The sequence below is a fragment of the Candidatus Defluviibacterium haderslevense genome, assembly GCA_016712225.1.
Lineage (GTDB): Bacteria > Bacteroidota > Bacteroidia > Chitinophagales > Saprospiraceae > Vicinibacter > Vicinibacter haderslevensis.
This window is the reverse complement of record JADJRL010000003.1, coordinates 2279282-2298222: the sequence shown is the minus strand read 5'-3', so window position 1 is coordinate 2298222 and position 18941 is coordinate 2279282. Positions and strand designations below refer to the sequence as shown.

Here is an 18941-nt window from a genome sequence, read left to right as displayed (position 1 = left end):
TTTGTATTTTAAATTTTTATAAATGAAATTTCAGCTATTCGATAAAATGGAGTATACACTTTCAGAATATATAATCCAGAAGATAATGCAGTTATATCAATATCTTCCCCATTTTTAATGGGTTGATCAAAATTTGAAATTACCTTATGTCCCATTAAATTATAAATATCATATGTTGAATTTTTGGGAAGTTCACTATTTGAAACCAATTTAAATTTCGATTGTACCGGATTCGGAAAAATGACTATCGTCTGTTTATTATCTCTATTATTGAATGTATGAGTTGGTGGCAAGGTGTTTGGGATTACCAAAATACCCTTTTCTCTCATTTGAACTGAACTCAAACTTTTCCCGGAAATTTTGGTATTTAATCCGCTTTGATAAAAATAGGGATCTCTTATAAATCCAACATTATCCAATATCCAACCATTAAAATTTGAAGAAATGGGTAGTGAATATTGATCTAACACGAGATGAAATCGAATTTTTACATCCTTCCCAATAAATGATTCTAAATTCATGATTCCCATCTCCAATTCAGGAGTGGAAATGTTATTATAACAATAAAAATTTTCTTTGCCATTTACCGTAGGGTTAAGTTTTCCCTTATAAGTGGAATACATAATATCATGAGCGGGAACATAATTCCAGGTCTGTCCATGGTCCGTTGATACTTCTACAATAGCACCATGGTGTTTATATTTTAAATTATAATGGTGAAAGAAAACAAACAATTCCTTCCCACTTTCTATATGAATGGTGTTTTTTAAACTTAGAATGGCCTCAGATGGAATTCCAATTTGATTTAATTCATACACCCAACTATTTGAATGATCTATTACATTTTCTTCATATTGCCACTCTGCCACCCCTTGAATAAGTTGAGTCTCCCATTGATCCAATGTTACAACATCTGAAAGACTATCCATCCAATAGAATTTACTTTGAAGCATTGGATCACTGTATAATAAATAATTGATTTGAATCGAGTCACCAGATGCTAATCCTGGAAATTGGAAATCAATCGCTTCTTTGGAAATACTAGTGAATGGATAATTGGATGAACCATGAACAACAGTACAATTAGAAGGTATACTATCAGCAATTGTTATTTCATTAATCTGATCTTTTGTATTATTATATATGCCAATATTAATTCTAATAGTGTCTCCGGCAAATATAAAATCTGGCGCATTCTTAACAATAGATATTTGATGACTACATTGTGGACATGATTCAAAATTAATCGATTCATCAGATAATTCTAATGAAGATCCTTGTGACGCAAAATAACCGACCCCTCTTCTTGCGAAAGATTCCCAAATCTGACAAGCATTTTCTGAATTATTGATTAACGTGTCTGCTAATAAAATGGCATTTCTACCATCAACTATTCCAGGTTGGCAAGCTTGCAATTTCATACCTTCCATGACTAATTGAAGTGTTTTGGCATTTCCACTCTTTTGATTGGACCAATTAGGATCAAATCCATATTTTGTTACCATACTTCCAAGCAAATCAAACAAACATAATGCCCACACCTCGCCCACTTCATATCTTCCATCGATATCATTATAGTCAAAATCATTATACTTTTTATCAATAGAATAAGGGGCACGTCTTATTCCTGAATATACATCATGATTCGGAGCATCCATAGTTCCTATAGAATGTAGTCCAAATATTTCAGCTTCATTTTTAAAAGTCAATAATCCTCCTAAAAAATCACTCCACCCTTCACCCATTTGTTCTCCTCTTATTAAACAACTTACACTATTAGGTCCTCCAGTTAATCGATTAGAAACACCATGCATGTATTCATGTGCAATAATTCCATTATCAAAGCCAGAATCAAAAATTAATTTTTTACTACGATCTTCTTCTTCATCCAATAAAATTAAATTCTGTTTCTCAAGGTAAATTTTTAATTGTTCATATACACTGAGTCTGCAAGAAAAACACATAATATTCACCTTATTACTTTCACCTAATTCTGGAATACTAAATAGTTCATCATTAAAATTAACAATAATAACAGCTGCCGCTCCTGCACGCTGGACGTTTAAAATTTTCTCTAAGAGTTTGCAAGCTCCTCGCTTTATCAGCACAATGGTATTATTGAGAGATATTGGAATTGGATTACAAGCATAAGGATCCTCTGGAAATAGTTTTGCGTAATCTTGTAGGATAAACTGTTGCTTCTTTGATGACGGTGCAAGTCCGAATTTAAATCTAAGTATATCCATAGCTTTCCATGCACCATGTTCATCCAAAATTTTTAAATCATAACTGTAGTATCGAGTCCAAGGGAACATCTGAATTCTCAAGTTATCTCCATCGACACCAGTCCAAGCATTGGCATTATCAATTGCAAATAAATCCGGACACTCAATAATCGTATGATCATTTCCGAATCCACCTTTATCAAAATTATTAAACTGATAATTTCCAGCTTGCTCATCAAATCCATAATGGTATAAGATATCGTGTATTCTATTAGCTGTATAAAATGCATTTACAGTACCTGGATTAGGATTTAATTTAGGGTGCGTAGTTTGGTTTGGAGATAGTGGAAAATCAAATACTAGTTTATCTCCTCCACTAGGTTCGTTACCAATAGATAGGTCTGCTAATAAGCTATCAAAATAAGCATGGACATTATTTCCCTTGGTTATATCAATTTGCATACCTGTTTCAATGCTTTGCCAACCCAAAGGAGATGCAATAGTATCCTGGCCATCCGTCTCCATAGTCCTTTGGCCATGATTCGGATTTTCAATGGGTAATGCATACACATGATATTGGGCCTCAATCAATGAACTACTTTGATTTGTAGACCAAGGATTAAAACTTGTATATTGCTTATTTTGATCCCAATCCACACAGCTCTTTTGCGCATCGAGCGGACTAAATGAACAACTAAGTTTTCGATTTATTTTTTGAATTATTGATCCAGAGTTAATGTCTATAAATATTTCCCAAATGTCAGATGATTCTTTCGGTTCCAATTGCCAATTGTAACAGAGAAATAACTTACCGGTGGAATCAGTTATATAATTCAATTTAACTTTTGCTTCTTTCTTTAATAATTCACTATGTACAATGGCTTCATAACCTACATTCTTTTGAATTGAAAAATCAGAAAATATTTCAGCTAAAGCAATTTGAACAGACTGCTCGTGCTCTATTCTGGCAATTGTAGGAATTCCTTGTAACACAGAAATAGGAAAAAATCGATTAGGGCTATAATACTTGTTATTTGCTTGTAAATGTACTGAATTGATGGCTGACATTATTTCAATATCATTCCATTGTTGTTGAATATAATAATGTTGGATTTCTCCTATTTTTGAAACAGTCCGACTAATTTTTACATTTGATCCATCTAAAAATACTTCTCCGGGCCAATGATTGTGAATTAAACTTAAAATGTTTTGATCTACTACAGATTGACAAAAACCATCAGACAAACAAAAGAAAGTCCAAATAAAGAAAAGTGTACATCTTCGCATATTAATAAATAGTAAATTGATGATTGAATTGGATTAAAATCCTAAGGTCTTAAAACAATATTCTATTCTAATACAATAAATTTTTGCAAACCAATAGTTCCAGCTCTTTTAGTTGTTTCCAGATAATACAAACCTGGCTGAAGATGATGAATTGATATTTTTTGTTTTTCCTCATTAATTTGAAAAGTACTTAATCGATTTCCCAATGCATTCAAAATGCTCATATTAGTATTTAAATAGTCAGCCGAAGGAATATCGATTTGTATAAAGTCTTTACAAGGGTTTGGAGACAATTTTAAATCTGAGTTCTTCAGTGAATAATGAGTCCCGGTGCCAATGTCTAACCATAATTTATAGGCATTGATCAAACGATATTTTAATACCAAGGAATAATAAAATAATGGATCATTAATCCACGTTTCACGTCCATCATTATTCAATACAACAAAACTTGCATCCCAGTCCGGACAATAGGCACCGCTTGCATTATAAAATAAATTTCCATCATGTCCATAAAAATCATGCCCTAATACTTTTTCATAACTCAATCCCAATCCATATCCAAAATCCTGAGTACCGAAAGGAAAAACGATTTCCTTTTGTTTGGCCTTAAATTCAGTTGATAAAAAATTCTTATCCAGAATTCGCAACCACCTTGACATGTCATCCAAATTGGAAAAATAAGCTCCACTACTCCAGTAAGCTGAAAAGAAAGGTTTGTGATAAAATGGATCATCTGCAGGATCCGCAAAATCAACAAATGGTCCAGAGGTAAGGTCATAATAAGACCAATAATGAACCGGTAAAATGTCTTTTTCTTGAGGAAATAAAAAAGTATGATTTAAATTGTGCACTTGTAATATTTTTTCCTCTATGACTTCATGATAGAATTTACCTGATACTTTTTCAAGAATAATAGCGAGTATGATGTAATTTGTATTTGAATAGTAAAATTTAGCTCCTGGTGAATACAAAGGTTTACGTAAATTGAAGGTATCTAAAATCTGTTGTGATGTCCAAATTCTATTGGAATCACGCAGGATAATATTCCAAAAATTAGGATTATTAGTGGTCTCATGTCCAGCAGTCATATTTAATAATTGATACACTGTGGCATTTAAATTAACATTTTTCTGATTTGGCAAATACTTTTTGATACTGTCGGTCAATTTCAATTTGCCTTCTTCGGCAAATTTCAATATCGCTGCAGCCGTAAATAACTTTGTCATGGAGGCGATACCCATAATATCATCAGGATTTATTTTAGTTTGACCATGTGAAATTCCCATACTAGCTTTCCAATATTTATCTTCCCCTAATCTTACTTCTGCGCTTATACCAATAGGTTGATACTCACGGAAAGTAGAATCTATGATGCCATTAAATATTTTTTCAAGTTCCGGATCCAAATTGGAAAAATAATTAATTTCTGTTTGCTGTACTTTTTCTCCAATTTTAGAAAATAGATCCAAACTTGGACGTGTAAAATAGTACTCCTTAATGTGGTTAGATAATTGATTATTACGCTCTAGATTTTGGGCACTTATTACATTGAGAATAAGTAATAAAAAAATTGAATAAAAGTATTTCATAATAACAAGATTTAAATATTTGAATTTAATAAATTTTTGTTTTTTATATCACAATGGTCCAATAGTAAGATACTCATACAAGTACCTTAGTCCTGTATGCCTGCTGTTGGATCCATACTAAATTTAAAATACGCTTCGTCGATAGATGTAATAAAAAAATGTCTTTTAAAGGCTTTCAAGGTCACTAATTAAGCACCTACTTGTTCATTACAAATCTTTAGTACCGCATCGAAATTTGTTCCTATTTGTCTTGATTCTATAATTAGTAATTCTCAAGCTCAAATTCTTAACATGAACCAAGTAATATTTTCGGATTTTCTTTTGTAGTCTATTCATTTGTTAGTTAGTCCGGGCTAAAACAGACAAAAGAGTCCTTGGTATTAAAGATGAGGATTTAAAAAAATACATGGTGGTATATTTATATATATTCCCCGATATTGCACTAGGATTTCTTAGGGGCAATAAATATATATATTATTAATTTTTTCTTGCCGCTATTTAAATTAAACGGTGTGTATGATAGCAGATATTGCCATAGAATTTAGATTTTGAAACCCAAATCAAAAAATTTGGCTTATGAATTGACTCCATTTAAATGAGTTAATGAAGTTTTGTAATTTACATTTTGATCCAAAATATCTCAATAAGGAAAAGTTGCCTAATCAGAAAAAAAATAACCTTAGTGCTTATCGATTAAGTCAACTCTTATTATTTCTTTCCATTTAAAATGTGCGCGAGTTGATTCAATATCTGTTGTGTGTTCTTTGATTCTACCTCACCAAATACTTTTTTTGCTTCTTTAAGCTTATTCTCCTTCAAATAACACATGGCTAGGTACCATTTCGAAGCATTAATATACCTCGATTTATTTCTGTTAATGATGTTAGAAAAAAGAGATTGGGCTTCATCAATTTCATTAAGAGCCATTAAAGCATTAGCCTTAATAAATAACACATTATCACTCTTCTGTAATGATACGCCCAGAGAGTCAAACGCAGAAAGGGTCGCTTGATAATTGCTTGCTAAATAATATTGTATAAATTGAGTATAAGATGTCATTTCATTTTGTCCGCGTAAACCGATATGGAGTGATTCATCTTTAAATGGCGTATAATGCATTGCATAAAGCTCTCCAGCACTTTCAGGTGTTTTGGCTATTTCATTCTCCTTATTATTAGGTACTATTTCTTTTTTAGCTATCGGATAAGGATGCTTAGGAATGCTCATCGTATCATTTATGATCGGTTTATCTGTATTCATTAATGCAGTATCTATTTTTGAGTCCATGTATTGAATGGTCTCGGGATTAGATTTTTTGTAACTCATAAACCATAAAACAGAAACAATTAACAAAACAGCAATTACTCCAATAAAATACTTACTGGAACTTCCCACTTTTATTTTATCTCTGTGACTAAAATGCGCCTTTAACTCTGCCCTTTTTGCCAATCGAAGTGAGCTTAATGCCAATTTAGAAAGTTCAACTTCTGAATTAAAGGCAGGATCTTCCATCATCCTTTTATGGAACTTCGCAATTTCCTGTTCAGACAATTCCCCCGCTAAATAGCGCTCTATCCATATTAGCTCTTGCTCATCCATCCAACTATAATTCTAGGTTCATTTTAATATTTTCCTTTAATCGTTTCAAGCTTCTCGAAATTGTAGCACTAAGCACATTTAAAGAACCGTAATTCAAAATTTGAGATATATCCTTTAGTGATTTTCCCTCAATAAATCTTAACATCAAAACCTGTTTACTTTGGGGTGGCAATTCGTTGATTGCATTTAAAAGTAAATCCTTTCTTTCTTCTGATAAATCTTCTGTAGCCGTGAAATATTCCATAGACTCAATGCTCATTTGTGTATCGATATATTCATCGTCAATGATTTCCTGCATTTTCTTATGTTTTCTTATCAAAATCCGATAACCAATTGTAAATAAATAAGTCTTTAATTCATATTGTATGGATTTTAATTTATTTGCGGCTACTTGCTCATAAAATGCAATAATGGCATCATGCCAACTATCTAAAAAATCCTCTGGGTTAAGTCCTGGATACTTCTTCTCCGCCCATTTTAAATATTCAGGCTTGTAATGATCATAAACCTTGTCTAATATCGACATTTCGCCCTTAATCAGCTGAGCAATGATCGCATTGCCATCCAAATGGCTGGTTTTAGATTTAGAGCTAATCATATCCTACGAAAGACATTTGAGCAAAAATAGTATAATTCAAGCTAAAATTAATTATTAAAACTATTTAGAACTCAAAGTTGTACCGTTTCGACAAATAATTTATTTCCCTATTGTTAATCATACCAACTTGCTTGTAAACTCATATATACAATATGAAATTTATTTATACGATGGTAAGATTAGAAATAAAGTCAAATTAAATTCTTGATCCTAATATCTGTTTAAAAGCAATAAATGCTCTATACTTACATCTAGTTTACTTGATAAAAAATAATAACTAAGTTATTGTTTTCCAAACTGATATAATTCCTATTTAAATCTCAGAAAGTTGAATCCTTTCAATTGCATTAAATATATACATAATCCCTTTTTTAATCTTTAATTTTTCCTGGAAAATGTTTTGCCATCATTTCCTTCCAAATCGTTTGATCCTTTAAAGACTTTAATTCTTCATCATTGTCTAAATACTCAAAAGTAGTTCCCGAATCAATTGCTTTTTCTATATTTTCGATTGCCTTAACAGTGTCATTTTGTTCTATCAACAAGTATGCTAGACCTATATATGCTTGAGCATATTTGGGATTGATTTTTAATGCTTTGTTTAAAAATAATATTGCTTCTTTAGGACGCTTAGTTTTAAAATATACCAATCCCATGATTTGATATGGATTAGCGAAAAAAGTATCCATTGCAATTGTTTTATTTAAGATCTGCTCAGCCTCATCGTATTTTTGCATCGTATAGTATAGTAGACCAAGATTGTTCCAAGCAAAATTATAAGTTGAATCCATCGCAATAACATTTCTGATTTCTTGTTCCGAAAGACTATATAGTTTCATCTTTCTGTAAGCGGTTCCTAAATTAAGTCTATGAATAAACCTTGTGGAATCAATAGAAATACATTTTTTATAAATACTAATCGCCTTATCCAATTGGTTGAAGGTACTGTATAAAGTTCCAAGATTCCCCAATGCGGTTAGAAATGTGGAATCTATGGATAATGATTTTTTAAACATTGATTCAGCTTCATCAATACGCGCTGACTTCATGTATAATGACCCAAGATTGTTCCATGCACTTTTATTGGTTGAGTCTAAATGAATGGCGGTTCGATATTCAATTTCACATGCTTCAAATTGATTTACGGCCAATAATAATAATCCGTAATCATTATGCCAACATGAGTACATTGGCCCTCCCTTATCCCTGTATTCTTCAAACAGTGCTAATGCCTTTTCTTTATTCGGTTTTCCAGCCTGATTACTATACCAAAAGGCCCAACCATTAATGACATAGGGGTGTAACGAATCAATGGATTGTGCTTCCAATAATGCCTTTTTGGCATACTCGAACTCTTTCAATTGAGTCGCGGTGTAAGATAAATCTGCAAATGGCGTCACCCAATTAGGAGCAAGTTTTCGTGCTTCTTCAGCACAAATGTATGCCGAATCAAATTTTCTCAAATTCTTTAAATAGATAATACTCTTTACATGCCATGCTAAAGGTGATTCAGGTTCCAGTAATAAAGATTGCTGAATTAAAGAAATACCTTTTCTGGCTGCTTCTTCATTAGGGTTTTGCCCATAACCAATAATTAATGCTTCAAAAAATAATTTTCGAGCTATTAAATGTGAATACATATAATGTTTATCACCAAGTAGTTTCGCCGCTCGTTCGACATTTTTAGGTATGATTTCAAAATTAATATTTTTACCTATGCAGTCTAGCTGCTTAACATCAGCATTTAGGAAAGTATTAATATATTGTTGGGCATCGTCGAGCAGAGCAGCTGCATAAGTGCGACGCATCGAGTTAACCAGTCTACTCAATTGCGGCTCAGCGATTAGTTTTTCAAATATTACATCAGCATAATTTTCATTTGTATTTGGGTTAAAAAAAAATTGCTTCTTCTCAATTGCTTTTTGAAAAGAATAATACTTCCGCCTTAAAGTATTATCAATATTCGCCAACACATCCTCTTCCAGTCCTCGACTATCTGTTAACGAAAATACAGGTAAACTTTGATTTTTATTTTTTCGCAATGCAATCAATATTTCTGGAAATACTGTTGAAAACTGCTCCCATTTATTTCCGGAAACGTATGGTGTTTGTATTAATGGGTCTACTTCAGACGAAACTTTCTGTTCCAAAAAACGGTCCAATTCAAATAAAGTAACTTTGAAATCCAGGTCTTGATCTGCCATTCCGTACAGTCCTTCAACCAAATGAAATGAGAACACACCTCTACCTCCACCCCATTGTTCACCTTCAATACTAACCTCACCTGGTTGACATGATAGAATTTTTGTTTCGTTGGCAAATTGTTTTGAAAGATTTGCATTGGTTAATTGAGTTCCATTGACTTCATTTCCAGCTAGCTTACCAGCATGACAAGCATCTGTAATAAGCAAAACTCGACTCTTGTTTTGCAATGAAAGTTTGGAAACTATGGATTGAAGATATGAAACCGGCAAAGTACCATAGATATATGGTAAAGGCGGAGAATCCCATGCAAGTAAATATCCTAATTGAGTAGCCGAATTAGTCTCCACATCTCCGTGTCCAGCAAAATATATTATAGCTTGATCTCCTTCTGTGCAAACATCTAGAAGCCAATCTAAAGCGGCTCCTATCTGAGCTGTTGTGGCCCTATTATTTATTAAAAGCTTATATTGTTCCTTATTCAATGAACCTCCTGATGGGGATGTTAAGAAAAGAGCAAACGCTTCTGCATCGCGATGGGCATAACGCAGATCTGGAATTTTAGGATCTTGATAATCTGAAATACCAATGACTACTGCGAATGTCTTTTTAACCTTTAAACTGTGATTGTCTTGAATAGGAATAAAACTTACATTTCCAAAAAGCATGTGATCTTTGGAAATAAGGACCTGACTCGAGAAGCAAATCCATATAAACAAGATCATTCGCTTCAAAAAATATATTAATTTAAGTTTCATAAGCTAAAATAGTGAACTACATATCCCAAAAGTTTAAAAATAAGCTATTAGGATTTAATTTAGTACATATTAAACTAAGAATATTAACAAACAAGATAAAAAAAGTAATGGACAATCCAACTTCAATTCAATTAGGAAATTAATCTAGTAACGACACTTGATAAAGTACGAATGAATAATTCATGATTGGCCATGACTCTTATAATGCAATTCTACAAAGCTTTAATCTTATATACTTAAATCTTATGCAATAATCCATTTTAAGATTTACCTTATTCCAAATTGTTTATTTTATACTTAATGGCATTGAACTCAAAAGAGTCCTTAAGTGTTTTATTCAGCATGGCTAATGCCAAAGGTGATTGTTCAGAAATCACCCAAACTTCATGACCTTCCACCATGATCTTTCCTAATCCCAAAGCTATAAAAAATATCTTATCTTTAGTATAAATGAGTGTTCCCAACTCAACTTCAGAATGACGCTTAAAAGCTTGAATTCCATTAAGGATTTCCATATCTTTATTGGCTTGCTCCCATTGTTTAGCAAACATATCTCTATTGAGATGACCCATGGCTCTGCCTGTCTCAAATTTATCACCTGCACTGCTCTTTTCCTCATTCAAGGTGGACTCATGAGCACTGTTCATGGCTTCCTGGGCATTGTCCATCCGAACTTGTACCATTATTTTACAAGCATCTAAAACTGATTTTTTATTGATTGTTTTCAAAATCTTTAATTTTTACTTTCATAAAAGGAAATAGATTTCAGAAAAGTTCCCTATTTATCTAGGTCGCAATATAATAAGACAATGTAATATTCCCAGAATTTACCAGAATAAAAAAATTTGATTAAATAATATGACACAATTGATTGAATAAACTGAACACCTAAATATCAATGCTTTAACTTCACTTCAATGATATAAAAAGACTAAATTAAACGATGCTATTGAGTCTAAACTACTATTTATTTGATCCACACCAAGTATATCATCTGATCTCACAGTAGTCATTGAAATGAAGTTATCGCCTTAATATGCTGAATCCATTAAAGAATCATTTGTCCTCTACACTTTAGGCCTTTATCTCAAAAATGAGCCAAAAAATGAGGTTTGATATATGCTTTGCGCGTGAAACCGATAATTAAGTTTAATATATATTGGTAATTGTACACACGAAGTGTATTTAAATCAAGAACTAAGGACATAAGCTAAAGTGAAATGATTAAATGGTTTAAATATCAATTTATGGTCAACTCTATAGGCGACGTCACTGAAAAAAATAATATTGCTTCAAATATTTTTCTTATAAAAATCATTTTCTTAAACAACGTGAATTTCATACAAAATTTGTTGGATTCTGTAAAACATATCGCTTTAGCTCGACTTTTCAGAAATATCCAATTTTATTAAGTGAATTGAAACCATAATTTTCTTCCTCACTAATTAAAATTTCTTTAAAACACAAATAACATATGCTTAAATATAATCAACTTTGCGAAATAATAAATAATTTATATATGAAAATTAATCTTATCTTTTTCCCATTCCTCTTGACAAGTTTAATGTCTGTAGCTCAAGATCGATATTTCGCTAGAGCTTACACATCCAATGTCCTTCCTAAAGGTACTATAGACCTCGAATTCTGGCATACTTCCAGATTTGATCGCAAAGATCAATTTTATTTCGCCCAAGATCAAAGAATAGAGTTTGAAGCAGGATTAGGTCATAATATTCAAACTTCCTTATATCTAAATAACAATCATGTTCGCTTTAGTGAATCAAAAGATGAGACCATAACGAAATCAGAACTCGGATTCAGCAATGAATGGAAATGGAAGCTCTTTGATCCAACAGTTAATAAAGTTGGGTTTGCATTATATGGTGAGTGGGGAATAATAGGGGGCGATGAATTGGAATTAGAAGCCAAGCTCATTTTTGACAAAATATTTGATAAACATATTTATGTATTCAATGCTGTATATGAATACGAAAAAGAATTTGAATGGAAAAATAATCAAATAGAAAGTGAACAAGGTAGCCAGACTACTGAATTCATTGTCGCCTATCAATATTTAATAAAACCAACTTTCGGATTAGGCTTTGAGATTCAAAATGAAAATGCCATTACAAATGATAATATCTGGGAATATTCGTTAGTCTCTGGAGGACCAACGTTGAATTTCAGACAAGGTAAATGGTTTGCTATTATCAATTATTTGCCACAGTGGAGCAACTTACATAAGACTGCAAATGCTCCTTTTAATAAAGTATTAGATAGAAAAGAAAATCATAATGTGCGTTTAGTGTTTGGCGTTAATTTATAAATACTATCCATGCCATTAACTTCACATTATCGCATATTACTTTCCGCATTATTATGCATTCTAGCATGTTCGAGCTTACAAAAATGGCAACCTCTTGACACTGACTTAGTGAACGTACAACATCATCATCCAAACATTAAAATTCAAGATCTAAAAACTGGATATAAGCTTTATATAGAAAAGTGTTCCGGATGCCACGCTCTTCATCATCCTTCAGAATATTCAATAACTCAATGGGATTGTATTCTACCTGAAATGTTTAGTCAGGCAAAAATAAATAATCCCAATGAAAAATTATTCATCAAACAATATTTATATTCAAAAACTAAATCTCAAAATTAAGTTTGTTTTTGTCTAAATGTTTCTAAAATGGATTTAAAATTACTCTTCAACTTATAACCATACATGATAATATCAGATTATCTTAATCTTAAATAAACTAGTACCAAATAAGGATTATCCCTTATTCATACTCAATTATAACATTACTCGTTTTTTATCCAAACTTTGTATTAACTTAGCTGCCTAATCAGTAGATTTAAAATATATACTTATGGATAAAGACATAGAATTACTTCTCGATGCAGAAGCAATTCAACTTAAAAAATTACAAGAAATTGTAAAAAAAACAATTGCCGAAGAAAGCTTGATTATCAATAATCTTCTGAATCAACCTCAGGAAATTTTAACCAGAGGCCAATCCATTTCTGACAAAGTAGCTACATTTGGTGGCAGTTGGAAGTTTATTATTACTTTTGGATTTATCCTGTTAGTATGGATCATTTATAATTCCGTAACAATAATTAACCAACGATTTGATCCCTATCCATTTATCCTTTTGAATTTAATATTATCTACCATCGCAGCTCTTCAGGCTCCCATAATTATGATGAGCCAAAACAGACAAGAAGAAAAAGATCGCAAAAGAAGTGAAAACGATTACTTGATTAATCTAAAAGCAGAATTAGAAGTTAGAAGTCTACATCAAAAAATTGATCTGCTGCTCGAAGAACAAATTAAGATATTGTTTGATAGTCAAGCTAAACAATTAGAAATACTCCTTGGCATTGAAAAAAAAATATCCGCATTAAAACAAGATCTTTGAAACATAAAATTTTGACTTTCGACACCCTAATCATTAGTAGCTTGATCGCATCATTTTAAGTTAAGCTTAAAAGTTAAAGTTATAGGTATAATGAACCATTAACATGAATATTTATTAGTTGTCATAATCTTAAATGCTAAATTAATTGCTTATCATATGCTTAAATATTATACCCTATTTTTCTTGGTGACTATATCATCATCTTATGCCCAATCTTGGTCCAAGTTAAATGACCTCCCCAATTCGATTTTGGGTAGAGATCATCCATTTACTTTTGCATTAAATGGTCATGGTTTCATGGGTGCCGGCAGTACGATAGATGGCTTGAAAAGTGATTTTTATAAATATGATCCATTGACTGATCAATGGACTGAACTGGATAGTTTTCCTGGAGGTCCTCGTGGATATTCTTATGGTTTTAATTATAAGGGGTACGGGTATGCCGGGTTTGGAATATCTACGACGGCCTATTTAAAAGATCTTTGGCGCTTTGATCCAAGCACTGAAACCTGGATGGAATTAGCCAGTTGCCCTTGTGAAGGAAGGGGTCATCCTGCATTTTAGCAGCAGATGATAAAATATTTGTTGGCCTTGGATCATCCAGATTAGGAAATTTGAAAGATTGGTGGGAATATGATATTAAAACTAATCAGTGGCAACAAAGGGATAGTTTTCCCGGAGTCAAAAGACACCATCCCTATTATTTTGAAGTGAACGAAAAAGCATATGTAGGATTTGGCCATGGAGAAGGCATTTTTAAAGATCTATATGAATTTGATCCCAAGTCCAATACATGGACACAAATGAATGACTTACCGGCACAGGGACGCGTTGCAGGAACTCAATTTAGCTATCAAAATAAAGGTTATATATTAAGTGGCCAAGGTGAAGATCATGATTACTTAGGTGAGGGTGAATTCTGGGAATTCAATCCATTGACCAATGATTGGAAACAACTCACCTCGCATCCTGGACAAGGCAGATGGGCTCCAGGTTCATTTGTTATAGGGAACAAAGTATATTTTGTTACTGGAGAATTAAAAACGTATATGAATGATGTATTGAGCTATGAACTGAGCCCTTTTGTAAATACAAAAGAGTTAACATCAAATATTGACATCCCTTTTGAAATATCACCCAATCCAACCCATCAGATATTGAATATAGAAGCCAAGGCTGGCTATGATTTAGTGGGAAGATTCGATATAAAAAACAATCTTGGACAAACCGTCATTTCAACAAACTCAAAAGAATTAAACCACATTAATTTTGATCTAACTTCGTTCTCAACAGGAACCTATTATCTGCATTTCAAAAATCAAATAGAACGATTTACAATGCGTTTTTTGGTTGTAAAATAATAAACCTATTTTTTGAGTCATCAAAAAATAGGTTTACTGTGAAATCTAATAGATTATAAATTGAAAGTAAGAGAATTACTTCATTTTCTGGTAATCAGAATTTATGGTGATGTCAATTTTGTTTGAAAGTTTGTCTTTAACTAATGCAGGTATAGTGATATTGTAATCTGAACAAAGTATTGAGAATTTAGAGATGGCGTGAATTCCTTTTTCATCAATTTTTAATTCTGCAGGAAATGTTACTTGCTTGGTAACTCCATGTACTGTCATATCTCCTTTTACATTTATTTTATAGGTCCCATTGGTGTTGTATTTAACAGCATCATTATTTTCTATAGAACCTTTGAACGTAGCTTTTGGATATTTAGTGGACTCCATATAATTCTCATTAAAGTGTTCTTGCATTAATGACTTATCAAATTGGAATGCATTAACCAATACTGCGAATTCTAATTTGCCGGAAGAAGCATCGATAACTGTTGATGATTTTGAATTGGTTCCTTCAATTTTTTCCATTTTAGAATCAGAATGAAACTTAACCGTTGCCGTCTTTGAAAAATATTTTTCCTGGGCAAATAGAGAACTGATTCCTAAAGTGAAAAAGATAAATACAACTAATTTTTTCATAATATTTTTTTTGTTTTTTTTAATAGACCTCTCAGCAAATAAAGGGTTTAATTTGATTTGAACTAAATTAAATCATTCGTCTACACTTAACGCTATAAAAACCCTTTCCATTACCCCATCGTTCAATAAATCAACATAAATAGTTCAAATTATATGTTAAAGTTTAACGATCCGATCCGGATGAGCCGCCATGAATCCGGACCAAGATTTAGGATCACCTTTTGCCCCTTTTATGGGCAGTTTATTCTGTGAGGTATAGCAAAACGCTGCTCCCAAGGCGTCAGAAGCATCCAGATATTTAGAATCTATTTTATAATTTAAAATTCGCATCAACATATCAGCAACTTGCTCTTTTGATGAATTCCCATTGCCTGTAACGGCTTTTTTAATCTTTTTTGCTGAAAATTCGTGGATTTCTACCCCCATGATCATCCCGGCAGCCATTGCTACCCCTTGCGCCCGACCCAATTTCAACATGGATTGGGCATTTTTACCATAAAACGGCATCTCTATGGACATTATTCCTGTATGGTAAGTTTCTATGATTTCCTGAATTTGTAAAAAGATTTCTTTCAGTTTGGTTTGGTGATCCTCATGGCTATTAAGATGTATTACATTACAATCCAGCACTTTAGATTGGTTGTTGTTAAATTCTAATATACCGAAACCCAAAATATTTGTACCCGGATCTATACCAAGTATTCGATCTTTGCGTAAATTCATTAGACTTTAACAAAACAATAAGGGCATATGTTGGATAGAAGGATTTACTTTTTAAAATAAAAAGAGTTTAAGTAATATGTTAAATTGGATCCTGGACAGAAAATTCAAATTGTTGGCACTAGCGAGTGCTATTTGCCTGCTTTGGATGGGTTCTAATGCGTACCAGTATCTTTCAGAACTAAACTTTAATGATGCTCAGAATGGATGGACCCTGGTTTTAATTTTAGTTTTAATGCCCATTAATTGGGGTTTAGAAACGCTAAAAATCTATAAAAGGGCGAAATTGGATTTAAGTTTTGTGGATAGTTATAAGACGGTACTAAAAGGTGTAGCCTTATCCTTCTTTACACCTCTTGGTCTTGGCCAATATTTAGGCCGATTGGGTCAACAAACCGAAACTAATGCCTTACGTCTAGTTCCATTGAGCTTGATGGGATCATTGATTCAAACCATTACGAATGTGAGTTTTGGAATTCTAATGGGGTATCCCATCTATTCTTTATGCTATTCAAATCAACTTCAAAACGATAGTACATCTATTTATCTTACATTATTCGTTTGTGTTATTACTTTATTGGTGATCATTTATTTCTTATCCAAAAAAGAATCCAAGTTTAAAACCTTAGTCGGATCTTATTTTCCGGATATTCATACCACCATTATTTCTACTCAAGACATCATATCTATTTCTGTGTACTCGATATTACGATATGGTGTTTTTGTTTTTCAGTTTGCCCTGTTAATCAGTATACATGCCAATGTCAACTGGATTGAAATAATCTCAGCTGTAAGTCTGATTTATCTAATCCAAAGTTTAATCATACTCCCTGTATCCTTAAACGGATTGATTAGAGGCGGATTGGCAGTTTTTGTACTCAATCTATGGATGAGTTCAAATTTGGCTTTAGGAATATCATGGACACTTTTTTGGATAAATATTGGTTTACCTGCAATTTTTGGGATCGTAATATTGTTTATTGAATCAAAAGATAAAACGCGAACAAATTTTAATAAGGTTGAATGGTATCAAAAAATAAAATAAGCTACATTATGAAGTCAATTAATAAAAGAATATTCTATTTCTGCATTTTTATTTTCTTATATCAAGAACATATTAACGCTAAAGAAGCGCCATTTAATAGTGGAGAAAAAATAACTTACAAATTGTATTACAACTGGAATTTTGTGTGGTTATCAGCCGGAGAAGTAGCCTTTGAAGTTAAAGATGAAGGTGATGTTTACCATATTGAGGTTACTGGAAAAACATACTCTTCCTACGAATGGTTCTATAAGGTTCGGGATAAATACCATTCCTATATTGACAAAAAAACGCTATTGCCTAAACTTTATATCCGTGATATTCATCAAGGATCCTATGTACATTATGAAAAAGTGGTTTTCGATTATCCCAACAATAAAATGATATCATCCATAGGTAAATCCATGTCACAAACTACAACCAAAGAAATACCACTGACAACAGATGTTTATGATCTGGTTTCTTCGATGTACTTCTTGCGCCAAACCAATTTAGACATTTTAAAAATAAATAAAACTGTAAATTTCAATATGATACTCGACAATGAAATTTATAATTTAGGCATGAGCTATCTTAAAGAAGAACCCAAATGTTCAGTTAAAGAAAACGGAAAATACAGTGCGCTATTATGTAATGCGGAAGTGATATCAGGAAGCGTATTTAAAGATGGAGCTAAAATGAAAATCAATATTGGTTATGATGAAAACAAACTTCCCCTCATCATAGAATCACCATTAACGGTAGGCTCTGTTAAAGCCTTATTAATGAGTTACGAAAATTTAAAATTTCCATTGAATTCAAAACACAAATAAAACCTGAATCAAAAACCAAAATATTTAATACTAAATGATCATTTCATATTTCAACTACCAATGATTTAACATGCGTTTACTTTCTATATTAATGGCTTGTCTTGTTTGTTTTGGGATCGGATTCTACGTAGGATCCGGTTATGAAAAGAAAACCAATCATACCAATACTACATCTTCGGTAATGCTTGAGCGAATAAAAGATGTATTTAAAATAGTCAATATTGAAGCTCAATTCAATGAATTATACAGTCATAAGGATTATACTTGGTTTGATGTGAGCCCATTTAGAAAAACGGCCATCATAAGAATTCAAGCCAATGTCCTTGCAGGGATTAATGCAGATACCAGCAAAATGATTATCGACGAAAAAACCAAAACCATTAAATTAACAATTAATCTCACACCCCAAATACTCGCCATTGATCATAAATTAGATTATTATGATCTTCAACAGGGCACTTTTAATTATTTCTCACCCAATGAGATGACTGAACTTCAAGAAAAAGCCAAAGAGCAAATACTTCAAAAGGCCTTAACCTCCGATTTACTTCAACGCACCTCCAAACGAATGAATGAAATGCTAGAAATGCTCCAACAACTAGCCATACATTCAGGTTGGAATTTAGAAATTAAAGATGAGCAAGGAAAGCAGATTCCATTTAAAAATTAAAAGATTTCACAATTAAT

At 32.3% G+C, this 18941-nt stretch carries 16 protein-coding genes; 8 read left to right on the top strand and 8 right to left on the bottom strand.

The features are described 5' to 3' along the window. Nucleotides 1-8: 8 nt before the first annotated feature. From IPK88_08990 to IPK88_08965, 6 genes are all read right to left on the bottom strand, one after another. A complete protein-coding gene (locus tag IPK88_08990; protein ID MBK8243550.1) occupies nucleotides 9-3512 on the bottom strand; it encodes a M36 family metallopeptidase in 3504 nt (1167 codons plus the stop codon). A 62-nt stretch (nucleotides 3513-3574) separates the two neighbouring features. Continuing rightward, entirely contained in the window at nucleotides 3575-5104 is a 1530-nt protein-coding gene (locus IPK88_08985) for a serine hydrolase (protein ID MBK8243549.1), read from the bottom strand. Nucleotides 5105-5812: 708 nt separating this feature from the next. Further along, entirely contained in the window at nucleotides 5813-6703 is an 891-nt protein-coding gene (locus IPK88_08980) for a hypothetical protein (GenBank protein ID MBK8243548.1), read from the bottom strand. A 4-nt stretch (nucleotides 6704-6707) separates the two neighbouring features. Then, nucleotides 6708-7301, bottom strand: coding sequence for a sigma-70 family RNA polymerase sigma factor (locus IPK88_08975; protein MBK8243547.1), 594 nt, complete (start codon nucleotides 7299-7301; stop codon nucleotides 6708-6710). Nucleotides 7302-7672: 371 nt separating this feature from the next. Next, nucleotides 7673-10261 (bottom strand): tetratricopeptide repeat protein, encoded by a 2589-nt coding sequence (locus IPK88_08970; GenBank protein ID MBK8243546.1) that lies wholly within the window; start codon nucleotides 10259-10261, stop codon nucleotides 7673-7675. A 272-nt stretch (nucleotides 10262-10533) separates the two neighbouring features. Then, entirely contained in the window at nucleotides 10534-10989 is a 456-nt protein-coding gene (locus IPK88_08965; protein MBK8243545.1) for a 3-oxoacyl-ACP synthase, read from the bottom strand. Between the two features lie 791 nt (nucleotides 10990-11780). Here IPK88_08965 and IPK88_08960 point away from each other — a divergent pair. The 5 genes from IPK88_08960 to IPK88_08940 all read left to right on the top strand — a co-directional run bounded on the left by IPK88_08960 (nucleotide 11781) and on the right by IPK88_08940 (nucleotide 15053). Beyond that, nucleotides 11781-12587, top strand: a complete 807-nt coding sequence (locus IPK88_08960; protein ID MBK8243544.1) for a hypothetical protein — start codon at nucleotides 11781-11783, stop codon at nucleotides 12585-12587. Nucleotides 12588-12596: 9 nt separating this feature from the next. Beyond that, nucleotides 12597-12929, top strand: coding sequence for a hypothetical protein (locus IPK88_08955; GenBank protein ID MBK8243543.1), 333 nt, complete (start codon nucleotides 12597-12599; stop codon nucleotides 12927-12929). A 211-nt stretch (nucleotides 12930-13140) separates the two neighbouring features. After that, nucleotides 13141-13692, top strand: a complete 552-nt coding sequence (locus IPK88_08950) for a DUF1003 domain-containing protein (GenBank protein MBK8243542.1) — start codon at nucleotides 13141-13143, stop codon at nucleotides 13690-13692. 156 nt (nucleotides 13693-13848) lie between these two features. Then, nucleotides 13849-14256, top strand: coding sequence for a hypothetical protein (locus IPK88_08945; protein MBK8243541.1), 408 nt, complete (start codon nucleotides 13849-13851; stop codon nucleotides 14254-14256). A 50-nt stretch (nucleotides 14257-14306) separates the two neighbouring features. Next, nucleotides 14307-15053 (top strand): T9SS type A sorting domain-containing protein, encoded by a 747-nt coding sequence (locus tag IPK88_08940; GenBank protein ID MBK8243540.1) that lies wholly within the window; start codon nucleotides 14307-14309, stop codon nucleotides 15051-15053. Between the two features lie 75 nt (nucleotides 15054-15128). On the opposite strand, the gene IPK88_08935 is transcribed toward IPK88_08940, so the two are convergent. Together IPK88_08935 and ruvC are read right to left on the bottom strand one after the other, a co-directional pair. Next, on the bottom strand, nucleotides 15129-15680 hold the full coding sequence (locus IPK88_08935) for a YceI family protein (protein ID MBK8243539.1): 552 nt from the start codon (nucleotides 15678-15680) through the stop codon (nucleotides 15129-15131). 156 nt (nucleotides 15681-15836) lie between these two features. Then, the gene (ruvC, locus tag IPK88_08930; GenBank protein MBK8243538.1) at nucleotides 15837-16403 is read right to left on the bottom strand and encodes a crossover junction endodeoxyribonuclease RuvC; all 567 of its coding nucleotides are present in this window, start codon (nucleotides 16401-16403) and stop codon (nucleotides 15837-15839) included. 76 nt (nucleotides 16404-16479) lie between these two features. Here ruvC and IPK88_08925 point away from each other — a divergent pair, with 76 nt between their 5' ends. The 3 genes from IPK88_08925 to IPK88_08915 all read left to right on the top strand — a co-directional run bounded on the left by IPK88_08925 (nucleotide 16480) and on the right by IPK88_08915 (nucleotide 18924). Further along, complete coding sequence (locus tag IPK88_08925; GenBank protein MBK8243537.1) at nucleotides 16480-17445, top strand: hypothetical protein; 966 nt, start codon at nucleotides 16480-16482, stop codon at nucleotides 17443-17445. A gap of 8 nt (nucleotides 17446-17453) precedes the next feature. Beyond that, nucleotides 17454-18254 carry a DUF3108 domain-containing protein gene (locus IPK88_08920; protein ID MBK8243536.1) on the top strand — a complete coding sequence of 267 codons (801 nt, stop codon included), beginning with the start codon at nucleotides 17454-17456 and terminating at the stop codon, nucleotides 18252-18254. A gap of 70 nt (nucleotides 18255-18324) precedes the next feature. Next, nucleotides 18325-18924 carry a DUF4230 domain-containing protein gene (locus tag IPK88_08915; protein MBK8243535.1) on the top strand — a complete coding sequence of 200 codons (600 nt, stop codon included), beginning with the start codon at nucleotides 18325-18327 and terminating at the stop codon, nucleotides 18922-18924. The last annotated feature ends 17 nt before the right edge of the window (nucleotides 18925-18941 follow it).